A 21,909-nucleotide genomic window follows, 5' to 3' on the forward strand; every position below is an offset into this window, starting at 1 on the left:
TAAATTGATTGCCTTAGTTAACACCTTATGTGGTTAATTGCAGATGAACAAGCATAAAAAAACAGGCAAAAGCCTGTTTTTTAGTAATGAAGCATTAAATGCTGCAACGCTTGTAGTTACGATACTTCGGTAACCAGTAGTTTCTGTCGATGGCTGCCCACAGAGCATCATCTGAAATTTCAAGAGCAACGCCCTCTTCAATTGCTTTTTTAGCGACTGCAAATGCAATACGTTTACTTAGTGTTTCAATTTCTGTTAGCGCAGGTAATAAGCTACCTTTGCCCGTATTAGCTAATGGTGATGACTCTGCCAACATTTCACTCGACATTATTAGCATCGCATCGGTAATACGCGTTGCTTTAGCAGCAATTACACCTAAGCCAATACCTGGGAAAATGTAGCTGTTATTACATTGAGGAATTGGGTAAGTAACGCCGTTATAAACAACAGGCTCAAATGGGCTACCTGTAGCTACAATCGCTTTACCATCAGTCCATTTAATAACATCTTCTGGGTAAGCTTCTACTTGTTTAGATGGATTACTTAACGGGAAAATAATAGGTGCTTCACAGTTTGCGTGCATAGCGCGAATAACTTGCTCAGTGAATAAGCCCGGTTGACCTGATACACCAATTAAAATATCTGGTTCTGCACAGTGCATTACATCTAATAATGACGCGTATTCGCCGCTGTAAGTCCAATCGGCTAGGCAGCTCGTTGGTTGCGCTAACATTTGTTGGAAGTCGCGTAAGCCTTCCATGCCATCAGTTAATAAACCAAAACGGTCAACCATAAATACTTGGCTGCGAGCTTGTGCTTCGCTGATACCTTCGGCCACCATAGTGCTAACAATTTGTTCAGCAATACCACAGCCTGCAGATCCTGCGCCTACAAACACAACTTTTTGAGTCGATAGTTTAGCGCCTTTAACACGACAAGCTGCTAATAAAGACCCCACAGTAACCGATGCAGTACCTTGAATGTCATCATTAAAGCTACAAATTTCATTACGGTAACGCTTTAATAATGGCATAGCATTTGGTTGTGCAAAGTCTTCAAATTGCAGTAACACGCTTGGCCAACGACGCTTAACCGCTTTAATGAATAAATCTAAAAACTCATCGTACTCATCTTGCGCAATACGCTTATGTCGAGCACCCATGTACATTGGGTCGTTTAATAGTTTTTCGTTATTGGTACCTACATCAAGCATAACCGGTAATGTGTACGCTGGGCTAATACCACCACAGGCGGTGTACAAAGAAAGCTTACCGATTGGGATACCCATACCGCCAATACCTTGGTCGCCCAAGCCTAAAATACGTTCGCCATCGGTAACCACGATAACTTTAACTTTACCTTTAGTGGCATTACGTAAAATATCGTCAATTTGAAAGCGATCTTCATAAGAAATAAACAAACCACGTGCACTGCGATAAATATCAGAAAACTTCTCACAGGCATCACCCACCGTTGGGGTGTAAATAATAGGCATCATTTCTTCAATATGATCGCGTACCAAACGGTAGTAAAGCGTTTCGTTATTGTCTTGAATAGCACGTAAATAAATGTGCTTATTTAAGTTGTCATTAAAACTTGAGTACTGTTGGTAACAACGCTCAACTTGCTCTTCTATTGTTTCGTAACGAGGTGGAAGTAAACCAGCAAGATTAAAGTTTTCACGCTCTTTTTGGCTAAATGCACTTCCTTTATTCAATAATGGGGTTTCAATTAGGCCTGGGCCAGAATAAGGAATATAAAGATAATTTGGATCGGTATTTGTAGTCATATTTCCAAGCTTTACTGAATCTTAAATAATGATCTGCCATTATCATTGTTAAAGGCTAAATTGCAATGACATTTAAGCTTGTCAGACCATTGAAAATGTACAAATACAAGCGCTACTTTAGTATAAAGCCACTCATATTTGGTGAATATGTTAGCTGCCTGATGTGGGTTTAAAACGTTAAACGCGCATTAAATAATGTGCGTGCTTTGTTTAATGGTTACAACAGTGCCAATTATGTTTAGGTTTGCTAATTTTTTTACGTTAGTTAACATGCTATTTTCAACCAAATAGTTATTAACTATTAATCTGTTACATTTAAAACAGCAGGCAGCAAACCTGCTGTTTATTATACATGGTTTAAAATTTAAATGAGGCTTTATTATTACTTAAATCAGATAACGCCATCCCTTCTCTGCGCGGATCGGCGGCGCCATACAAGCGGTTGTTTTTAACTTCTACCGCATGCAGCCCTGAGTTTAAGTCAATGACACGTACGTCATGGCCGCGCTTTTTAAGCTTAGGTACAAGCGCTTCAAGCTCAGTGCCTTTTTCAAGGCTAGTATAATCATTACGATTAGTAGTACGCGGTAGATTAATGGCTTGTTGGGCGTTTAAATCCCAATCTAAAACGCCAATAACCACTTGCGCTACATAATCAATAATACGACTCCCACCAGGAGAGCCCACCACTAAACGTAAGCTGCCATCTTGGTTAAATACCATCACCGGTGACATTGAGCTACGCGGGCGTTTATGCGCTTCGACCCTATTGGCCACTAATTTGCCATTTTTACGTGGCGAAAGTGAAAAATCAGTCAACTGATTATTTAAAATATAACCATTTACCATCACTGTTGAGCCAAACGCCATTTCAATAGAGCTGGTCATTGATACGGCGTTGCCGTTGCTATCAACAATCGATACGTGTGAGGTAGACGGCAGCTCAAAAGAATCATCGTTTGCATAGCTTAAGTAATCCACTGGATTGCCTGGCTGTGCTTTTTGATCTTTTTCAGTGATTAGTTTTGCGCGGGTGGCAATATAGTCTTTATTTAATAATTCTTGGGTAGGTACTTGGGTAAAGTCAGGGTCGCCAATGTATTTATTACGATCGGCAAAGGCAATACGTGAGGCTTGGCTAAAGTAATGAATTGCCTCGGCGCTGTTGGCTTTAATATTTGCCATGTTTTTGTGTTCAAGCAAGCCTAAAATTTGTAGTACTGAGATACCGCCACTACTAGGCGGCGCCATAGAGCAAACATTATAAACTCGGTATTTTATACAAACGGGTGCACGCTCTTTACTGCTGTAATTAGCAAGATCTTGCTCAGATAATTTACCAGGCGCAATTTTTGACTGCTGTACTGCTTTTACCATAGCTTTGGCATTATCGCCTTTGTAAAACGCATCTATCCCTTTTGAAGCAATGTCTTTATATAAATTAGCTAATGGCTGATTTTTTTTAATACTGCCGACTTCAATTACTTTGCCATTAGGAAAAAAATACTCATTAATCACCGGCATACTCATTACGCCTGGGTTTAATTGTCTAACCAGTAAACCATGTAACCGAGGCGATACTTCAAACCCTTGTTCAGCAAGTTTAATCGCAGGTTTAAATAAGCTAGCCCAAGGTAAGGAACCGTACTGTTTATGGGCGCTGGCAAATGCATGTAAAATACCGGGTACGCCTACAGAGCGTCCACCTACAACCGCTTCAATCCATTTTACTGCGTTGCCGTGTTTATTTAAAAACAGGTTTTCATCGGCATTACTCGGCGCGGTTTCACGGCCATCAAAGCTGGTGAGTTTATTATTAGCTTTGTTGTAATACATCATAAAGGTACCACCGCCAATACCTGATGATTGCGGCTCAACTAATGTAAGTACTAATTGGGTGGCAATAGCGGCATCAACCGCACTGCCGCCTTGCGCTAATATGGCTTTACCTGCTTGTGAAGCATACGGATTAGCGGCGGCTACCATGTACTTATCGCCAGCCACTAATTTCTTATGTACAACACCTGTGGCCGCTTCAGGTTCACGTGTTTCAATTGTGCTAGCGTTTTGTGCAAACAAAGGAAAAGACAAGGCACTTAGGGTCAGTGCGAATAAACAGTTGAGCTTAAAATTCATAATCACTTAATAAACTTAAATTGCATGGAAGATAATTGGCATCTTAAAGTTAAACAGGCACAATATGCAAAAATAAATATAAAAATGATCGCTAAATGCTTAATTTACCTCTTCAGCCGCGCTATGTTTTCCCTCCCTTATGTTTAATTGTATTAAGTTCGCTCTTAGCATGGCTGGGTATGAACGACGAACTTGAATTTAATCGCCAACTGATTGAACAAGGCCAAGTGTGGCGTTTATTTACCAGCCAATTTGTACATGCCAACTGGGCGCACTTAGGGCTAAATTGCGCTGGTATAGCGCTTATTTGGTTATTGCATGGTGAGTACACATCCCTAAGCAGATATAGTTTTAATATTGCCACATTGGCAATGTGGTGTGGCTTAGGTGTTTTTTGGTTTTGTCCCGCAATTACAATTTACACAGGGCTTAGTGCAGTTTTGCATGGCGTGATCATTTGGGGAGCCATAAAAGATGCCACTGTTGGACTTAAATCGGGTTATGTGTTGTTTATTGGTGTGTGGGTAAAGCTAATCGCTGAACAAATAAATGGCCCTAGTGCTGATATAGGCGCATTGATCAACTCAACGGTGGCTGTTGATGCACATTTAATTGGCGCGATTGGCGGCGCATTGTTGGGCGTTCCTTTAATTATTAAATTCATCAGCAAAAATAAAGAATAAAAAAACGCCACATTGTGGCGTTTTTTATTAATTTTCCGCTATTTATAGTGTTTCTTTAAACAGCTTATAAATACGACGGTATTCATCTAACCAGCTCGAAGGCTGCACAAAACCATGCGGCTCTACTGGGAAGATTGCTGTTTCAAAGTTTTCTTTCTCAAGCTCGATTAAACGCTGTACTAAACGCACTGAATCTTGAAAGAACACATTATCATCAACCATTGGCGCATTAATTAATAAATGCTTTTTAAGCCCTTCTGCATAGTAAATAGGTGAACTACGTTCATATGCAATTGGGTCAACATCTGGGTGATTCAAAATGTTAGCTGTATAGCCTGTATTGTAATGTGCCCAATCAGTCACAGGGCGAAGCGCAGCACCTGATTGAAACAAATCTGGCGCGGTAAATAACGCCATAAAGGTCATAAATCCGCCGTATGAACCACCGTAAGTACCAACCGCTTGAGTATCAACGTTGGCATTTTCAGCCATCCATTTTACGCCATCTGCTAAATCTTGTGTTTCAGGTGTTCCCATTTGACGGTAAATAGCAGTACGCCAATCACGGCCATAACCTTTAGAAGCACGGTAATCCATATCCATCACTACATAACCTTCATCGGCAAGTAATGAATGGAACATAAATTCGCGAAAGTAACCAGACCAACCCATGTGTGAATTTTGCAGGTAGCCGGCACCATGGTTAAAAATAACCGCTTTACGGTTTTTACCTGTTTCACCTTCTTGGTAATCCGCTGGGTAATAAACTTTGGCGTATATTGGCTGATCTGTATGGCTTGAAGGCACAGCAACAATTTTAGGCGCCGTTAGTTTTTTAGCTAAGAACGCGTCAGATACCGTGTTAGTTAAACGAGTTGCCGTTGTGTTTGCTTTAGCCTCAGCCACATAAAGTTCAGTCGGCATGGTAATTTTAGAGTGCTTTAATAATAACTTAGACTGATCAGGGCTTAAAGTGTAATCCGTCATGCCGTTTAAGTCTGTTACTTGCTCGCTATCACCTGTTTGTGGGTTAACGCGGTAGATTTCATAAAGGCCTGGATGCTCAATATTCGCTTTATAGTAAATAGCACTATTGTCATCAGTAAGGGTTAAATTAGATACTTCAAATTTACCCATGGTAAGCGCAGTGGCTTTACCATCAAGTGGCTTTTTATAAAGTTGACTATAGCCCGACTCTTCTGATAAGTAATACAAAGTATTGGAATCATTTAACCAACCAAAGTCGTTAAACGCATAAGCAATCCATGCGTCGTCATGTAATCGATGTTGAGACACAAGTTTGTTATTTTCAAAATCTACAGTGGCTAACCAACGATCTTTGTTATCCCATGCTTCAAGCATAATTGCTACTTGGCTACCATCATCGTTCCAGCTGATCGGTGATTGATTCCAACCCCAATCTGAAATAACGTTTATACCACGAGGTTGTTTTTTAGATTGATAGGTTTTACCTTCACGGGCGAAGTTTTCTTTTTTAACCTCAGCAAGTACATCTTCATCAAAACCAGGTAAGGTGTTAAACCCTAATGTGGTTTGGCTTTGATCTGCAAGGTTAATATAAACAAGCTCTGAGGTTTGCTCTTTAGAATCAGCTACGCGACGGCGAACTTTTTTAGGCTCAATCGTCGCATCATCAGTAATGTAATTAGGCATAATATCGCCTTCACCACGCCATGAACTTTTTTCTTGTACTACAACAATTAATGCATCACCGTTTGGAGAAAGCTCGGCTTCATCAACCGTGTTGCCATCGCCTAAATAATAATAGGTATTAGCAATTGAGCTGTTATTAGCTTTTACTTGCTCTTTACGTGCATGCTTGTCTTGTTTATTTTTGTGCTGTAGTGCAATGTAATCAATCAGCTTATGTTGCTCTTTGGCGATATAAGTTGATGGTTCTTTTACGCCTTGTGGTTTATCAGCCAGTTTTAAGTTGGCAATTTCACGAGTTAAACCTGTGGTTAAATCTACTTTAAAAAAGATATTACCCTGGCGATACGCTAAGTTACCGTCGTTTAAAAATTGTGGTTTTGACTCTGTCGCAGAACTTTGCGTAATTTGTTTAATTGCGCCTGATTTTACGTTTTTGATAAATACATTACCCTCAAACACATAAGCTTGAAGTGATTTATCGTTTGAAAAAACAGCTTTACTTGAACCAACACTGTGTAATTTTTCTAATGCCACTTGCTCTGCTGTTTGTGAGTTTACAGCTTGAGCGAATAAATCTCTTAGCTCACTACCTTGCTGCTTACGCGCGTAAATGATGGTACTTGAATCTGCACTCCAAAAAGCGCTTTGCGGTTGGCGTCCAATCCAATCAGGGTGAGCCATCGCTTGTTCAAGGGTAATTTTTGAATCGCCCAAATCTGCGGGCGTGTTAACAACACTAGCAACGGTGGTATTTGTTTGAATAGATGAGTCAGTAGAAGTTGTAGCGGTTGCTGTACAACCCGCTAACATAACACTTGATGCAACAGCGATTGCAACAAGTGTTTTAGAAGATGAGAATTTAAAAATCATAGTGCTTCTTGACGGTTATTATAATTAACCATATTTAAGCAGAAGCACCTTTATAATTGCAATTATTTAAGATAAACAACGCTGATATCGGGGTGAGTAACCCGTTTATTCAACCGTTAAATCAAGCCAGACTAATCGGTGGTCGCTTGATGCATTTCTATCTTTAATTAAACGATATAATTCGCTTTGTTTTTTCGGCCAAAAAACACCACCACCTTTAATGGTTAACCCATAGTTTGAAGGGAGTACGTAATCAACGCGTGCTTGCCAATTTGCGGTATAGTTTTTAGCATAAGCTTGCGGGTATTGCTCTTTTGCGCCCTCACTGGTTGGAATAAAACCGGCGTTAATCAATGGGCTTTTAAGTATTTGATCAGTAGTATTAGTACGCTTTTTATCACCTTCAGGTGCGGCATTTAGATCCCCTAAAATCACAAATCGCGATTTTGCTGCAAGCCCACCCTTTTTACCATTATCATCATAAAGGTAACTTTCGTTATTAACGTAATCGGCAATAAGCCTAATTTCATCATGGTTACGAATACCGTTTCTGTCTTCTTCGCCATCAAACACAGGTGGTGTTGGGTGCGACGCTAGCATATGGACTACTTTATCGTTTACTTTTACGGGTATATCCCAAAAAGATTTAGAGCTTAAACGTAAAGTATTCCACTCTTCATCGTTATACCAATTGGTATTAGTTTTTGGGTCAACCGGCATTTGTACATTAGGTAAATCTTTGTGCTTAAAGGTTTGCAGGGTTCTGATGTTGTCAAAATCAATCGGGTAGCGAGATAAAAACGCCATTGCGTAATGGCCTTCAAAAAAACCAAAGCCCTGTGCATCACCCATTACACCGGTTTTTTTGCCGTTATTGTCCAAGTCAAACTCAGTTGCTAAGCCGGTATTAACGGGGGCAATGTAAACGTATGGGTAATCAATTGCTGCTTGATTATTTTGCCTTACATTTAAATAATGGCTTTTAAAATACTCGATACCTTGCTCTTTTGGAATGTAGTCAAACTCATTGAGTAGTACCACATCTGGGCGGACGCGCTGGATTATTTCAGCAATATTTTTAATTTGCTGGTGGTTTGAACGCAGTGCGTTTACCAATGCATCACTTTTTACTTGTTCATTTTTTGCGATGTAATTAGTGGCATCCATACTAACATTGAAGGTTGCTACGCGTAGCGATTCAGCCAATACAGGGCTGCTAGAAAAAACAGCAAATAACACACTGCTGATTGCTGTAATACTCAGATTACGTTTCATTATATGAATCCATCTATAATTAATAATAAAATAGTGCTGCTGACTATAACCCACAAAGTAATTGCCATCAAAAATGGCTTTATACCTGCTTGCTTAAGAACCGATAGTGACAAACCACTGCCAATTAAAAACAGTGTAACCACTAATAATTGCTTGGCTGCACTATTAATAAGCTCCCATGTCGATGAAAACGACGGCATATAAGTATTAATTAATGCGGCTAATAAAAAGCCCACAATAAATAAAGGAATACTTGCCTTTTCATCAGAGCGCATAAACACTCCCGCAACCGCTGTATAAGGAATGATCCACATCGCACGGGTCAATTTTACCGTAGTGGCAATACTCAGTGCCACAGCACCATAAGTAGCCGATGCCCCCACTACGCTGCTAGTATCATGAATGGCTAATGCGGCCCACAAACCAAATTGCTGTTGGGTTAACTCAAAATAGTGCCCAATTGCGGGAAACAACAATAATCCCATGCCATTGAGTAAAAATACAATCCCTAAGGCAACAGCGACTTCGTGATCTCTAGCTTTTATAACCGGTGCCATAGCGGCTATGGCACTGCCACCACAAATAGCGGTACCAAATGAAATTAACACGCCCGTATTACGATTAAGCTTAAAAACTTGGGTTAAAATTTCTCCAAGCCCGATTATGGCAGTAATACTAACAATTGTTAATACTAATGAGCTGCGCCCTACTTCAATTACTTCATTAAAATCAACAGCAAAGCCTAAGCCTACAACAGCAAGCTTGAGCATTACTTTACTTGCCTTTTGAGATAACTCAGCAAACGGGTTGCCTAAGGTAATAGCAAATATAGCGCCTAAAACCAATGCACTTCCTGCTCCAATAAAAGGAGTCATACACAGTGCGAGTGAGAGTATAAATGTTGGCTTATGCAATTTAGTGATAATCACTACTTTAAGGCCGAATAAGTTTATTAGTCAGTTTATGGACAACGGGAGCAACAAATATAACTGTAGGAAAGGCAATGCAAAAGGCAAATAACCAGGCTTTAAGCCATATAGCTACAATATTTTCGACCATGCCTACATTAAAAATTGAAATAACAAACGACATAAAGCCTGACATGAAAAGTGCCATAAAAAAAGCGAACACAATAGTACGAAACTTTGGGTGGATCATTAAAAAGAAACCTTTAGAAGGTAAAGCGATAAATTGAATTCAACTTACCGCTTAATTTTTTAACTTATAATAGCGATTTGCTAGTAGCTAATACGCCTGGGTAATCCTGCTCTGGCAAGCATGATGTAAGTTCAGCTAGGCGGTTACCTAATTGCTGTAAACTCTCACCCGAAACATTAATATGCCCCATTTTACGACCAGGCTTAACGCCTTTACCATACCAGTGACTGGTTACATCCGCTGTTTTTAAAACCTCATTTGGGATTTTTTTTTGCCCTAAGACGTTGATCATAGCAGTAGGTTGCTTAATTTGCGTATTACCCAAAGGTAACCCTGCAACAGCACGCATATGGTTTTCAAATTGCGAGCAGTGAGCACCTTGCTGTGTCCAGTGTCCTGAGTTATGCACTCGAGGAGCTATTTCGTTAACTAATAACGTACCTTGAACATCAAAAAACTCAATGGCCAATACACCTACATAATTAAGCTCATTAGCAATACGGGTAAATGCTGAGGTTGCTTGGCTCTCAACTAAGCTATTATCTTTACCGGCTAGTGAAAGGGTTAACACACCGTTTGTATGTTGGTTTTCAGTAAGTGGATAAATTGCAACGTTACCCTCTTTGTCGCGCACGCCAATAATAGAGACTTCACGATCAAACGGGATCATTTTTTCAGCAATAATTGAATGAGGCGCATGCTCCGTACCTGAGGCAATAAAGTCGGCCATTTCAGACCAAATAGTGTTTATTTCATCATCTGATTTTAAACGCCATTGGCCTTTGCCGTCATACCCTGCTTGGCAGGTTTTTATTACTAACGGTTTGCCTAATGTTTTAACTGCTTGTTCAAGATGCGCTTTTTCAGTAATAAGTTGGTATGGCGCACAAGCTACTTCGGTTTTATCTAACAAGGCTTTTTCAAGCGAACGGTCACCACCGGTTTTTATTGCTTGTTTACCTGGATAAAACTTATTGCTATTACAGCAAAGCGTTAATACATCATCGGGGATATGTTCAAACTCAGCGGTAATCGCATCTGCATCATCGATAGCTTGCTCAAGTGTGGTTGCATAAACTTGGTTGGTTAGCGGGTGCACAATTTGTTGGCTGCCAACATCATAAGCAACCACATTTAAATTAAGCGGTGCGCCAGCAAGGCTCATCATTCGCGCAAGCTGCCCAGCACCTAAAATTAATATAGTCATTATTACTCTGCAGGATTTGGGTTAGCTAGAATAGTGTCGGTTTGCTCTTTACGAAACGCTTCAATTTTGGCAAAAATTTCAGGGTTTTGACAGCCTAATATTTGTGCAGCCAATAAACCGGCATTAGCTGCACCAGGTTCACCAATAGCCAATGTGCCTACAGCAACGCCCTTAGGCATCTGGCAAATAGACAATAATGAATCAACACCATTTAACGCTTTTGACTTAACTGGAACGCCTAAAACAGGCAATGATGTAAACGCTGCAGCCATACCCGGTAAGTGAGCTGCCCCACCTGCGCCTGCAATAATTACTTTAATGCCTCGTTCGCTTGCAGAACTTGCGTAATCAGCAAGTAATTGAGGAGTACGGTGAGCAGAAACCACTTTAGTTTCATAAGCAATACCAAATTTTTCTAGCATCAGCGCAGCGTGTTCCATGGTTGGCCAATCTGATTTAGAACCCATAATAATGCCAACAGTCATAAATACTCCTCAGTAATGTTTTTAAAAAATAGCGGACTTATGTCCGGTTTTATGGCGGGTATTATATACTTAAATACCGCAGTAATGCGACCAGCAGGCAATAAAAAAGCCATGTTAAACATGGCTTTTTTAAAATGCTTGAAATACTTGCTGTTATGCTTCTTTGCTAGCCAAATATTCGCTGTAGGTTCCTCTAAAGTCGATAATTTTACCGTCTTTAATTTCCCAAATACGGGTCGCAACTGATGATACAAATTGACGGTCGTGTGACACAAACATCAAGGTACCTTCATACGCTTCAAGTGCTAAGTTAAGCGCTTCAATTGATTCCATATCCATGTGGTTCGTCGGTTCATCCATTAATAAGATATTTGGTTTATGCATCATGATTTTACCAAACAGCATACGACCTTGCTCACCACCTGAGATAACTTTTACAGATTTTTTAATATCGTTTTGTGAAAACAACATACGACCTAAGAAACTACGAACAACTTGCTCGTCATCACCCTCTTGCTGCCACTGCTCCATCCACTCAAATAAGTTCATGTCTTTTTCAAACTCATCGGCATGATCTTGTGCATAATAGCCAATGTTAGCATTTTCAGACCATTTGAACTCACCGCTTTTAGGTGCTAAGCGTCCTGCTAAGGTGTTTAATAATGTTGTTTTACCCACACCATTTTCACCAATAATGGCAATACGTTCACCTACCTCAACTAAGCCTTCTAAACCTGAGAATAAAGTTTCTTCGAAGCCTTGCGATAAGCTGGTCATTTCAAGCGCGTTACGGAATAACTGTTTTTCTTGTTCAAAACGGATAAATGGCGACTGACGTGACGAGGCTTTCACTTCGTCTAATTGAATTTTATCAATACGTTTTGCACGTGAAGTTGCTTGCTTTGCTTTTGAAGCATTAGCAGAAAAGCGCGATACAAACTGTTGTAGTTCTGCTATTTGGCTTTTCTTTTTGGCGTTTTCACTTAATAAACGCTCGCGAGCTTGGGTTGCTGCAAACATATATTCATCGTAGTTACCCGGGTAAATACGTAATTCACCGTAGTCAATATCGGCCATGTGTGTACATACCGAGTTTAAAAAGTGACGGTCATGCGAAATGATGATCATAGTACAGTCACGTTGATTTAGAACATCTTCCAACCACTTGATTGTGTAAATGTCTAAGTTATTGGTAGGCTCATCAAGCAACATGATATCAGGGTCTGAAAACAACACTTGGGCTAATAACACTCGAAGTTTAAAACCTGGTGCGATTTCAGACATAGGACCGTAATGTTGCTCTGTCGCTATACCAACACCTAATAATAGCTCACCCGCTTTTGACTCAGCAGAATAGCCATCCATTTCAGCGAACTCAGTTTCAAGATCGGCTACTTTCATGCCGTCCTCTTCACTCATTTCAGGTAGGCTATAGATACGGTCACGCTCTTGTTTAATATCCCAAAGCTCTTTGTGACCCATAATTACAGTATCGATCACTGAGTACTCTTCGTAAGCGAATTGATCTTGATTTAGTTTAGCAACACGTTCATTAGGATCTGTGCTTACATTACCCGATGATGGCTCAAGCTCACCGCTTAGAATTTTCATAAACGTTGATTTACCACAACCATTGGCACCAATTAAACCATAGCGGTTTGATTCACCAAATTTAGCTGAGATATTTTCAAATAACGGTTTAGCACCAAATTGCATGGTGATGTTAGCTGTACTAATAATAGCGCTACCCTCCAAGGGAGACTGAAGTATTTAAATTGCGCGCAGTTTAAACCAAATCAGCGTTTTTTTCTATGAAAGTTTAAAGCACAACCTAAAGTAAACAGTAGTTGTTTATTAGCTATTGAAGGATTAAAACAGCCAAAGAGATGAACGAGTAAATGTGCAAAAAAGCGAAGTGAAATTCACTATTATGCTGTTAACGCGGTAAAAATATGTTTAATAAAAAAACAATCACCGTTACAGAAAAATAAATAATTTAAACGTACTAAATCGCTAATTGGTCGCATTTTACTTTTATTAACATTTAATACGGCTATATTAACGTTTTTTATAGTATTAGAGTTTTAGCTCTACCTATGCCGATAGTAGCAACTATGAAAAAAATTCAACTCTCCCCCTCCTGCATTTAATCCTAATGTCTTATTCCAAAATTAAATAGCGGTTTATACGGCTACAAAATAAATACAGCATTAACTTAAAGTGAACAAGCTGCGTATTTTGTATTAATTATCGTTGATAATTTTTCACTTTTGAGCCTTTTATTGCTTTGCTAGTCTGCACGACTTCGAATTTAGTAATTATAAAACGTCTTTTTTAGGCAAGGCACACACAATGAAAATAAAATTAGTATCGCTCGCGATTGCAGGTGTTTTAACAACACCGAGTGTTTCAGCAATTGAAGTATTTAAGGATGAAAAAAATACAGTCGCTATTGGCGGCTATATAGATGCGCGAGTAATTAATACTCAAGGTCAAAATGAAGTGGTTAATGGTGCCTCACGAATTAATTTTGATTTTAAACGTCAACTAAAGAACGGCTGGGAAGCAATGGCTTTAGTTGAATGGGGTGTAAACCCTGTTGGCAGTAGCGATATTGTATACAACAACCGTTTTGAATCAATTCAAGATGAATTTTTGTATAATCGTTTAGGTTATGCAGGACTTAAACACGACAAATACGGCCAAATTACTATTGGTAAACAATGGGGTGCGTGGTTTGACGTAGTATATGCAACTAACTACAGCTATGTTTGGGATGGCAATGCCGCAGGTGTATATACCTACAACAAAGACGACGGTGCTGTAAATGGTACGGGACGTGGCGATAAAACATTGCAATACCGTAATAGTTACGGTGATTTTGATTTTAGTGTACAAACTCAGTTAAAAAATAGCGCATTTTATACCTGTGATGTAAGTGATATTACAGAATCACAATGCCAGGCTAATTTTGAGTCAGGCGATACTGCGGCGCAACAAGTTGAATTTAACTATACATTTGGCGGTGCAGTAACTTATAACGTGACTGATAAGCTAAAACTGACTGCCGGTATTAACCGCGGCGAGTTTGAATTAACTTATGGCGACGGAACAACCCGTTCAGTTGACGATTTAATTTACGGTGCCGGTGTTATTTGGGGCAATATTGATGCGCCAGGTTTATATGTAGCTGCTAATATCAATAAAAACGAAAACCACGACACAGATAACATTGGTCGTTTAATTAAAGATGCAATTGGTATTGAAACATTTGTGTCTTATCGTTTTGAAAACGATTTTAGACCATTTATTGCCTACAACTTATTTGATGCAGGTGATGACTACGTAATTCAACCAAACTTTAACGCCGATCCTAACGATGTATTTAAGCGTCAATTTGCTGTTATTGGTGTGCATTACTTAATAGATGAAAACACCCAACTTTATGTAGAAGCGCGTAAAGACTTTGGTGATTTTGAAAGTGATAATAAGCAACAGCAAGCACAAATGGAACAATCGGAAGATGACGGTATTGCTTTTGGTTTTAGATACGTTCTTTAATGGCCTGTTGAGCTTTCAAGCTTAAATTTGCAAAGTTAAACTGACTAAAGCCCTGCAAAATAGCAGGGCTTTTTTTATTATTCTTGCAGAAGGTTTAACTACTTTCTCTTAAATGCTTTTTTTAACGCACGCGTCCCCTCTTTTGGCCCTAAAATAAGCCACAAAAACACAACCCCACCTGGGACTAAAACGGCTTTTAGGATTGGGCCGAGAATAAAAGAATAAAAATAAATAAGTGGAATAAAAAGTACATAACCAATAACACGTTTGATAAACTCCATGTATCACCTTTAGATTAACTGAGCATGCTCATAAAATTAATTGAGCGCACTCAATTAATCAAGTGCTGATTTAGGCCCAACTTCTAACAAAAATATAAAGCGTTGAATAGTATGAGTAAAAAAGAAAAAACACGGGGTAAAGTTTTAGCTTCAGCATGGGAGCTTTTCTTACTACAAGGTTATGACCACACATCGACAAGAGAAATTGCTGTTGCAGCTAATGTGGCAGTTGGTACTGTGTTTAGTCATTTTGAAAATAAAATTGATCTGCTTATGGCAGGTATGCAGCAACAAATTGAAGTTATTATCGAGCAAGCAAAGCAATCAGATACTCAGCGCCCTCCTCGATTGAAATTACGCCACTACGCTCACCCTCTATATTCCTTTTATTGTGAAAACAGTGAATTTAGCAAATTACTAATTAGCGACATCATTTGGCGTGAGGATTTTTTTAAAGCACAAATGGATGAATTTAAAAAACTACTATTTAGTGAACAACCAGAATTTGATGAAATAAAAGCAAGTGTGATGATGGACTGCTATTTTATGACCCTGATCACAGGTTTAAACGACGAGATACCAAATGCAGAAGCCATGCTGAGGCAACTGAGCAACAAAATTGCATTGTTGTAACGTCAATTATAAAAAGCTGGAGTTTAAGTCTGTGTATTACTGAACCATTGATGGAAAACCCGATGTTAGCTGCAATTAAAATGTCTAACTTAGAACATCTAAATAATTACATTGTTGCTTTGTTTAATTTGGTTTTCCTGTTCCTACATAACTCACTTAATAAAACGCGTAGATATAAGTTAAAAAAAACGCCCAATACACGCCACCAATTTCCCCCTCCCTGATTATATTTTTTAAAAAATTCACCTATTGCTAAGATTTGTTTTAAACCAAATAAAGTATGATGTGTTCTTTTTTAGGTGGGTACTCCATCAGCAGTAAAGCAATAAAAATCAATGCAAACTATATTTAATTGATCACCGTCATTAATTAATCAGAAGGCGTGTTAATTTGCGAGCTTAAGAACGCCGTATAATTTAACAGAGCTTTATCGACACTCAGTGCAGGGTTTTGATTATGTTCAGCATTACTATTAATTGTACTTCCCCACTTAAGCCAGTCGTTTGGATGTTTTGCTAAACTAGTAACTAAATTATTGTATGCACCTAACATTAAAGAGTGCTCTGCCCCACCGACAGTGATATATAAAAATGTCGGTTGTTTTATACAATTTATATTTGTTTTTAAAAATGTATCAAACCGCTTAGTCACTGTCATATCGTCATACCAAGCGGCTGGGCTAAATGCAAAGTAACCATTGAATAACTTTGGTTTAGTATGCAGCGTGTATAAAGTAAAGCTGCCCCCTGCTGAAAATCCGGTCAAAATTCGATTTTCAGTTAATGTGTAGTTGGCCTCTAAATAAGTAAGTAACTCTTGCTCTATAAAAGCTAAAAACAAATCAGCCTTACCAAAAATTTCAGGCGAACTTTCATGTTTAGGTCGAGGATTTGTATTAACGTCCTTCCTTGCATAAGGTGGCACAAGATCACGATTTCTAGTATCAGTAAAAAACTGATTTGGTATAGCAACTAAAATAGACTCATTTAATATACTTTCATGATTTAATGCTTTTAAGGCTTTATCCCAATTAGCTAGATTAAAATTACCATCTGTTTTTATAATAAGTGGATACGCTTTATTTTTGTCAAAACTATCGGGTAACCTTATAAATACTTTTCGTGACTCTTTAAGCACTTTCGAATCTAGGGTTACATCAACAAACTCTGAAACATCATTTTGATAATAGCTAACCCCAGTTATTGCAAGCCCAAATACACTAGCCGTAAGCAACGTATTTAAAATAATCGCTTTTTTAATTCTCATGCGCCATCCATTTTAGTTAATTGCTTATGCCATACACCGTTATTAAGTTGCTGGTTAAATACAAAGCCAAGCTTAGTGAGTAAGTTATAACAGCGTACATTTTTACCATGAATTTCTGCGTATAGATGTTCAATGTTTAAAGAGCGATGTATCTCACTGACAATACCTTTAAGTACTTCATGCATTAAGCCTTGTTGCCAAAAAAAAGGATCAAGCTCAAAGCCCAAATAAGCAGTTTTAGTTTGGTTATTAATGTTATACAAACCACAAGTACCAATTAAGACGCCAGACATATTATGTTCAATCGCAAGCCGAACACCTTCCCCTTGATAATAACTCGATATATCATCTTGAATTAATTGCTTAACATGCTCTTTATTTAGCGGCGTTTTATAATCGTTAAACTCATAAACGAGGGGATTATTTAAAATTGTTAATAGCGCTGCGCCATGTTTGTGGGTAATTAAACGCAAGGTAACGCGGGGTAATTTTATCGTTTTAAACATGCCTATGCCAAATAAAGTAAACGCGCTTTAAATAGCACTTTATAGAACGTCATTATTAACTTACCATATCGTATTCACAAGCATTAATTAAGATAAACTATGAGCGACAATTTTAAAGTAATACAGCCAACTACTACTGTTTACTGCCCAAAACGTGGTGAAGGTTGGACTCTCACCGGCATTACTAATATTGATGAGTTCACATCGGTTATGTTTGATGGCGTACGTTACACCTTACCAGCGAGAGAAATTGTGGAGGAGTTGCTTCCTAACCAATTAGCGCGTGAACAGCAAAATCAGTAAGGTACTTATAATAGAAAAAAGCATTAAAATTTTCATTATTAACGTTTTAAAACATAAATACCGAGTGGGGAGTCTAGACGTAGGTTATGCTCATCAACATGTAGCACTTCCCATTTTCTGACTACTTCTCCCGAAGTTACATGTAATATTTTGCCTTCCCTTGTGTAAGGGTAGTATCTATTCCCATGTTTTTTCATTATTTGGAGAATACCTGAGTTATCAATTTTAAAAAAATTACCATCATCAATATTTATTGTATCTATATCTGATGCAATAACTTCAATTAACTTCCATTTAAACTGAATATCATTCTCTTTCGAATAAAGTAAAGGTGAATAGATCAGCGTAATTAAAATAGCAAGACATATTATAATTTTATGCATTTTTATATCCATATAGATCGTGTGTTAATGTAATATTTGTAGATATGACAACTTATTTCTTTTTTTTAATTTCCAAATCATCTTTTACACTTAACTGGTGTTGTCCAGGTATTAAGATCATGATAAAAACAGCTACGCAAATTAATAAAATCACTCTAAGCACATCTGAAGTTATAAAACTCTCCGTCAAATTAACTAAAAGAATCAATGGCAAAACAAAAAAGACACCTAAGTAACGGTGACGATTTGTAAATTCATGCAATGAGCCACAACGAATACATCTATAACGAGTCGACATTAAAGATAGAATAAACCACGATAATGAAATTTTAGCATGGCATTTAAAACACTTTGGTATCATATACAACCAATATCATTAAGAAAAATTAAAGTTACTGAATTTTCAGCTTAGATTTGTGTAAAAGTTCGGTTCACCAACTTTCACTAAATATTCAAAACGCCTCATCTTCACTGTATACATTTACATTGAGTTCGTCGTTATCTTCAAATACGACAAACGAAATAGGCTTACAACACACTTGGCAGTCTTCTATGTATTGCTCATCAATATCAGCCACATCAATTAATACTTCTATGGTTTCTCCACAGTAAGGGCAACTAATTGATTTTTCGGTTAACTGGTTCATATCTTACCTAATATTCGTATGACTGTATGATCTCACTTTAGTAAACAACCCTATATAAAACAATGCTGGTAAAGTGACTTAATAGTTCAAATTTAAACAGCGTTAGCTAAAATTTTGTTTAACTTAGATAAATCAATTAATTTATTTTGATCTTGCTTTAAGAAATAATCGCATTGCCAACGCTGAGTAACTTTAGCAGAATTACTAAATGTGCCAGTCCCTTTTAAGGCTCTGCTTTCGCTCCAAGGTGGAAACACTCTAAAAGCTGTTTTACTCTTAGTGTTTAAAGAGCTCACTATGCCTTTTTTTAGTAATACATTTACGGGGAACATGAACAAGCCTCGTTCAATATTTGTAACTTGGTTGTTCGTAGAAGTTAAACCTTCGCTGGTAACTTCTACGAGTAAATAATCAAACTCATCATTTAACGGAATTGGCTTATTATTTCTACAATCCCCTGGGCGTTTCCATAGTGCTAAAAAAGCGCCAGGTCTGTCGGGTGTAACTTTAGCCTTTCTGTAAATTATGCGTTTTTGGTTTAAAGTAAATGCATAGCCATGGTATTGGGCATTGTGGTCATGAGAAACGAGTTCATCAGCGCTTGGCAGTTTATAGCCTAAAGAAGCAAAACTGGTTTGCAAAAGTGTGGTTAATTCATTACGCGAATTACTGGTTTCCATTTATAGAGTCCATTTTATATAAAGCGAGTTTAAAACAAGTTACCTGCTACACAATGAAAGAGTATTTACAGTTAGCGGGTCTACTATAACAAGCATTTACGCACTCACACACTAGGTGGATAATTTTTATGAAAAAAACACTCGTATTTGCAGTCACTTCTGCCGTACTTTTGACTAGCTCATTTGCTCACGCTAAAACCGAACAAGCTATTTTAGCAGGAGGCTGTTTTTGGTGTATGGAAAGTGACTTTGAAAAACTCGAAGGTGTAACCGATGTGCTCTCAGGCTTTACTGGCGGTGAAATTAAAAATCCTACTTACAATGGTAATCATCGCGGCCATTACGAAGCCGTTCTGGTTACCTACAACACTGACGTATTAAGCTATCAAGATATTTTAAACCATTACTGGGTTAACATTGATCCTTTTGACGCCAAAGGCCAGTTCTGCGATAAAGGCCCAAGCTACCGTAGCGCAATTTTTGTAGCTAATGAGGAACAGCGAAAGCTAGCTCAAAAATCTAAACAAGCCGTTATTAGTGAGTTTACTAAGCAAACAGTGGTAACCCCTATTCTTGATGCGAAAACCTTTTACCCGATAAAGGGCAAAGAAAGTTATCATCAAGATTACTATAAAAATAACCCTATTCGTTATAATACCTATCGCTGGCGCTGTGGTCGTGATAGCCGCCTAGAAGACATTTGGGGCGATAGAGTTACCCACTAAGTTTATAAAACTATAAAGGCTGCAAAAAATGCAGCCTTTCTAATATTTAAGCAAAGTAATAGCAGACTAATTATTTATTCTATGCTCAAAGCTGCAAGCCCACTTAAACAATTTATTTTTCAAGACGGTTAAATAGCTTTCTACAATGACGATTTCTTTTTTATAGGAAATACCATAAACGCCATTTCAAAAACAAAGCCCGCAATAATAAAAATAAATAAGCCAGTAGTGCTACCATACGAATAACAAGCAATAGCGGCAATAATTAATGCAGCTAAAATCAACCATTTTATAAATATATTCATCTTTAATACCTTCGGTTCTGTTGATTTATCATGGCAAATTCCACTTAGGTAATCAGATCCTATGCATCATGATTATTCACCAAAAAAGTGTGTCTAGCGTAATTACTAGCTTATTGTTTGTCTATTAAAACGTTATAGTAAAATGTTACACATTGTTTCTACTGAGTTTTTATTTTCAAAAAAGCGCTATTTGTAGAATCTCTAATTACTAATACATCAAGTAAGTACATCCTCAATCACAATAATTTATTAAATATTCTAATACAAAGGTAAAATTTTTGTTGCCACAAAAGGGACTAATGGGTACTTTAAATAAATGATTAGTTTTATGAATCTAACCAATAATTAAGTACTAAATACGATTTTATACCTCAAATTTATACAGGAGATTTACCTTGCTTGATATAATCGCGCTTTTCATAAAAGTAAATGATTACAAAACATTTAATGAAGCGTCAGTAAAGTTAAATATTCCTTTACCCACTTTACAAAGAAAAATAAAAAAACTTGAAGAAGACTTATCTTTAGCGTTGTTTTATCGTGAAAAAGGAAGTTTGCGATTAACAGAGCCAGGAAAGAGCTTTTATAGCCATTGCTTAGCTCACGTAGAGGGTTTACAAAGTACGCTGTGCAATTTTAAGAACTCTAGTGAAAATAAAGTGAGTAAAATTAAATTAATAGCGCCGCAAAACTTTATAAAGAGTGTGTACTTCTCAGGCGTTATAAATCAATTCACCCTACTTTATCCAAATATTAAAATTCATATGATGCTATCAGATGAACGCCTTGATTTAAAAGCCACCGAGTTTGATTTAGCTATTAGAATCGGAAAATTAGATAGCTCACAAAATATATGTAAAGTCATTAACCAAATGAGCTTTGTTTTAGCTTGCTCATCGAGTTTAATTGAGCAATATGGCATACCAAGTAATTTTGACGATTTAGCTAAACTCCCCCACATATCGTGCTCGCCATTCGAAAATTGGTCTTTTAAAGCAAATAAAAATGAAAAAGTAATTTTCAAACCTCAACCCAACTTTATTTCCAACGATATAGAAATGTGTGCCTTAGCTGCCATTGAAGGAAGAGGTGTTTATTATGGTCCAAAATATTGTTTATTACCGCATATAAAAGACGAAAGTTTGGTTGAAGTATTAACGCAATTCAAACCTATTAAACGAGATGTAAACTTGATATGGCCTGATAAATTAATCCCAAAAAGCACACGCTATCTAATCGATTTTTTAGAGTACTCTCTCAAGGGGGTAAAAATGTAGCTACAATAGCACTATAGTCTTAATGAATTTTTGTAATATTTAAGCAACTAATATTTTTGAAAAAC

At 37.7% G+C, this 21,909-nt stretch carries 22 protein-coding genes; 6 read left to right on the plus strand and 16 right to left on the minus strand.

Annotated features, from left to right (window positions below):
- Positions 1–94: 94 nt before the first annotated feature.
- A complete protein-coding gene (locus tag ACNSN2_RS07065; RefSeq protein ID WP_010389997.1) occupies positions 95–1,789 on the minus strand; it encodes an NAD-dependent malic enzyme in 1,695 nt (564 codons plus the stop codon).
- Positions 1,790–2,146: 357 nt separating this feature from the next.
- Positions 2,147–3,925, minus strand: coding sequence for a gamma-glutamyltransferase (gene ggt, locus ACNSN2_RS07070; RefSeq protein ID WP_418608903.1), 1,779 nt, complete (start codon positions 3,923–3,925; stop codon positions 2,147–2,149).
- Positions 3,926–4,020: 95 nt separating this feature from the next.
- Here ggt and rrtA point away from each other — a divergent pair, with 95 nt between their 5' ends.
- On the plus strand, positions 4,021–4,608 hold the full coding sequence (rrtA, locus tag ACNSN2_RS07075; RefSeq protein ID WP_418608904.1) for a rhombosortase: 588 nt from the start codon (positions 4,021–4,023) through the stop codon (positions 4,606–4,608).
- A 42-nt stretch (positions 4,609–4,650) separates the two neighbouring features.
- Here rrtA and ACNSN2_RS07080 read toward each other — a convergent pair whose 3' ends face one another.
- From ACNSN2_RS07080 to ACNSN2_RS07110, 7 genes are all read right to left on the minus strand, one after another.
- Complete coding sequence (locus ACNSN2_RS07080; RefSeq protein WP_418608906.1) at positions 4,651–7,152, minus strand: prolyl oligopeptidase family serine peptidase; 2,502 nt, start codon at positions 7,150–7,152, stop codon at positions 4,651–4,653.
- Between the two features lie 105 nt (positions 7,153–7,257).
- Entirely contained in the window at positions 7,258–8,427 is a 1,170-nt protein-coding gene (locus tag ACNSN2_RS07085) for an endonuclease/exonuclease/phosphatase family protein (protein ID WP_418608907.1), read from the minus strand.
- Positions 8,427–9,356: a YeiH family protein gene (locus ACNSN2_RS07090; protein ID WP_054200941.1), complete on the minus strand. Its 930-nt coding sequence runs from the start codon at positions 9,354–9,356 to the stop codon at positions 8,427–8,429. Before ACNSN2_RS07090 ends, ACNSN2_RS07085 begins: the two co-directional genes overlap by 1 nt.
- 4 nt (positions 9,357–9,360) lie before the next feature.
- Positions 9,361–9,585 (minus strand): DUF2798 domain-containing protein, encoded by a 225-nt coding sequence (locus ACNSN2_RS07095; RefSeq protein WP_075169227.1) that lies wholly within the window; start codon positions 9,583–9,585, stop codon positions 9,361–9,363.
- Positions 9,586–9,649: 64 nt separating this feature from the next.
- Complete coding sequence (locus tag ACNSN2_RS07100) at positions 9,650–10,792, minus strand: 5-(carboxyamino)imidazole ribonucleotide synthase (protein WP_418608909.1); 1,143 nt, start codon at positions 10,790–10,792, stop codon at positions 9,650–9,652.
- Between the two features lie 2 nt (positions 10,793–10,794).
- Positions 10,795–11,277, minus strand: coding sequence for a 5-(carboxyamino)imidazole ribonucleotide mutase (gene purE / locus ACNSN2_RS07105; RefSeq protein ID WP_008114610.1), 483 nt, complete (start codon positions 11,275–11,277; stop codon positions 10,795–10,797).
- Between the two features lie 153 nt (positions 11,278–11,430).
- Positions 11,431–13,017: an ABC-F family ATPase gene (locus ACNSN2_RS07110; protein ID WP_082424787.1), complete on the minus strand. Its 1,587-nt coding sequence runs from the start codon at positions 13,015–13,017 to the stop codon at positions 11,431–11,433.
- Between the two features lie 612 nt (positions 13,018–13,629).
- On the opposite strand from ACNSN2_RS07110, the gene ACNSN2_RS07115 reads away from it, so the two are divergent.
- The gene (locus ACNSN2_RS07115) at positions 13,630–14,838 is read left to right on the plus strand and encodes a porin (RefSeq protein ID WP_010390015.1); all 1,209 of its coding nucleotides are present in this window, start codon (positions 13,630–13,632) and stop codon (positions 14,836–14,838) included.
- Positions 14,839–14,936: 98 nt separating this feature from the next.
- Here ACNSN2_RS07115 and ACNSN2_RS07120 read toward each other — a convergent pair whose 3' ends face one another.
- The gene (locus ACNSN2_RS07120; protein ID WP_010390016.1) at positions 14,937–15,119 is read right to left on the minus strand and encodes a hypothetical protein; all 183 of its coding nucleotides are present in this window, start codon (positions 15,117–15,119) and stop codon (positions 14,937–14,939) included.
- A gap of 111 nt (positions 15,120–15,230) precedes the next feature.
- Here ACNSN2_RS07120 and ACNSN2_RS07125 point away from each other — a divergent pair, with 111 nt between their 5' ends.
- Entirely contained in the window at positions 15,231–15,752 is a 522-nt protein-coding gene (locus ACNSN2_RS07125; RefSeq protein ID WP_418608912.1) for a TetR/AcrR family transcriptional regulator, read from the plus strand.
- Between the two features lie 369 nt (positions 15,753–16,121).
- Here the strand turns inward: ACNSN2_RS07125 and ACNSN2_RS07130 are convergent, their stop codons facing one another.
- Positions 16,122–17,018, minus strand: coding sequence for an alpha/beta hydrolase (locus ACNSN2_RS07130; RefSeq protein ID WP_418608914.1), 897 nt, complete (start codon positions 17,016–17,018; stop codon positions 16,122–16,124).
- A complete protein-coding gene (locus ACNSN2_RS07135) occupies positions 17,015–17,524 on the minus strand; it encodes a GNAT family N-acetyltransferase (protein WP_418608915.1) in 510 nt (169 codons plus the stop codon). Before ACNSN2_RS07135 ends, ACNSN2_RS07130 begins: the two co-directional genes overlap by 4 nt.
- A 99-nt stretch (positions 17,525–17,623) precedes the next feature.
- On the opposite strand from ACNSN2_RS07135, the gene ACNSN2_RS07140 reads away from it, so the two are divergent.
- Positions 17,624–17,827 (plus strand): hypothetical protein, encoded by a 204-nt coding sequence (locus tag ACNSN2_RS07140; protein WP_075169221.1) that lies wholly within the window; start codon positions 17,624–17,626, stop codon positions 17,825–17,827.
- A 38-nt stretch (positions 17,828–17,865) separates the two neighbouring features.
- Here ACNSN2_RS07140 and ACNSN2_RS07145 read toward each other — a convergent pair whose 3' ends face one another.
- The 3 genes from ACNSN2_RS07145 to ACNSN2_RS07155 all read right to left on the minus strand — a co-directional run bounded on the left by ACNSN2_RS07145 (position 17,866) and on the right by ACNSN2_RS07155 (position 19,537).
- Positions 17,866–18,210, minus strand: a complete 345-nt coding sequence (locus ACNSN2_RS07145) for a hypothetical protein (RefSeq protein ID WP_418608917.1) — start codon at positions 18,208–18,210, stop codon at positions 17,866–17,868.
- Positions 18,211–18,662: 452 nt separating this feature from the next.
- On the minus strand, positions 18,663–18,857 hold the full coding sequence (locus ACNSN2_RS07150; protein ID WP_075169218.1) for a CPXCG motif-containing cysteine-rich protein: 195 nt from the start codon (positions 18,855–18,857) through the stop codon (positions 18,663–18,665).
- A 92-nt stretch (positions 18,858–18,949) separates the two neighbouring features.
- The gene (locus tag ACNSN2_RS07155) at positions 18,950–19,537 is read right to left on the minus strand and encodes a MepB family protein (RefSeq protein WP_418608918.1); all 588 of its coding nucleotides are present in this window, start codon (positions 19,535–19,537) and stop codon (positions 18,950–18,952) included.
- A 128-nt stretch (positions 19,538–19,665) separates the two neighbouring features.
- Between ACNSN2_RS07155 and msrA the strand changes: the two genes are divergently transcribed.
- The gene (gene msrA / locus ACNSN2_RS07160; RefSeq protein WP_418608919.1) at positions 19,666–20,262 is read left to right on the plus strand and encodes a peptide-methionine (S)-S-oxide reductase MsrA; all 597 of its coding nucleotides are present in this window, start codon (positions 19,666–19,668) and stop codon (positions 20,260–20,262) included.
- Between the two features lie 140 nt (positions 20,263–20,402).
- On the opposite strand, the gene ACNSN2_RS07165 is transcribed toward msrA, so the two are convergent.
- On the minus strand, positions 20,403–20,567 hold the full coding sequence (locus ACNSN2_RS07165; RefSeq protein WP_418608920.1) for a hypothetical protein: 165 nt from the start codon (positions 20,565–20,567) through the stop codon (positions 20,403–20,405).
- Between the two features lie 395 nt (positions 20,568–20,962).
- Here ACNSN2_RS07165 and ACNSN2_RS07170 point away from each other — a divergent pair, with 395 nt between their 5' ends.
- Entirely contained in the window at positions 20,963–21,844 is an 882-nt protein-coding gene (locus ACNSN2_RS07170; RefSeq protein ID WP_010390037.1) for a LysR family transcriptional regulator, read from the plus strand.
- Positions 21,845–21,909: the final 65 nt, after the last annotated feature.

Origin of the sequence: Pseudoalteromonas sp. US3C1013, assembly GCF_048401115.1 — a bacterium.
GTDB classification, from domain to species: Bacteria; Pseudomonadota; Gammaproteobacteria; order Enterobacterales; family Alteromonadaceae; genus Pseudoalteromonas; species Pseudoalteromonas undina.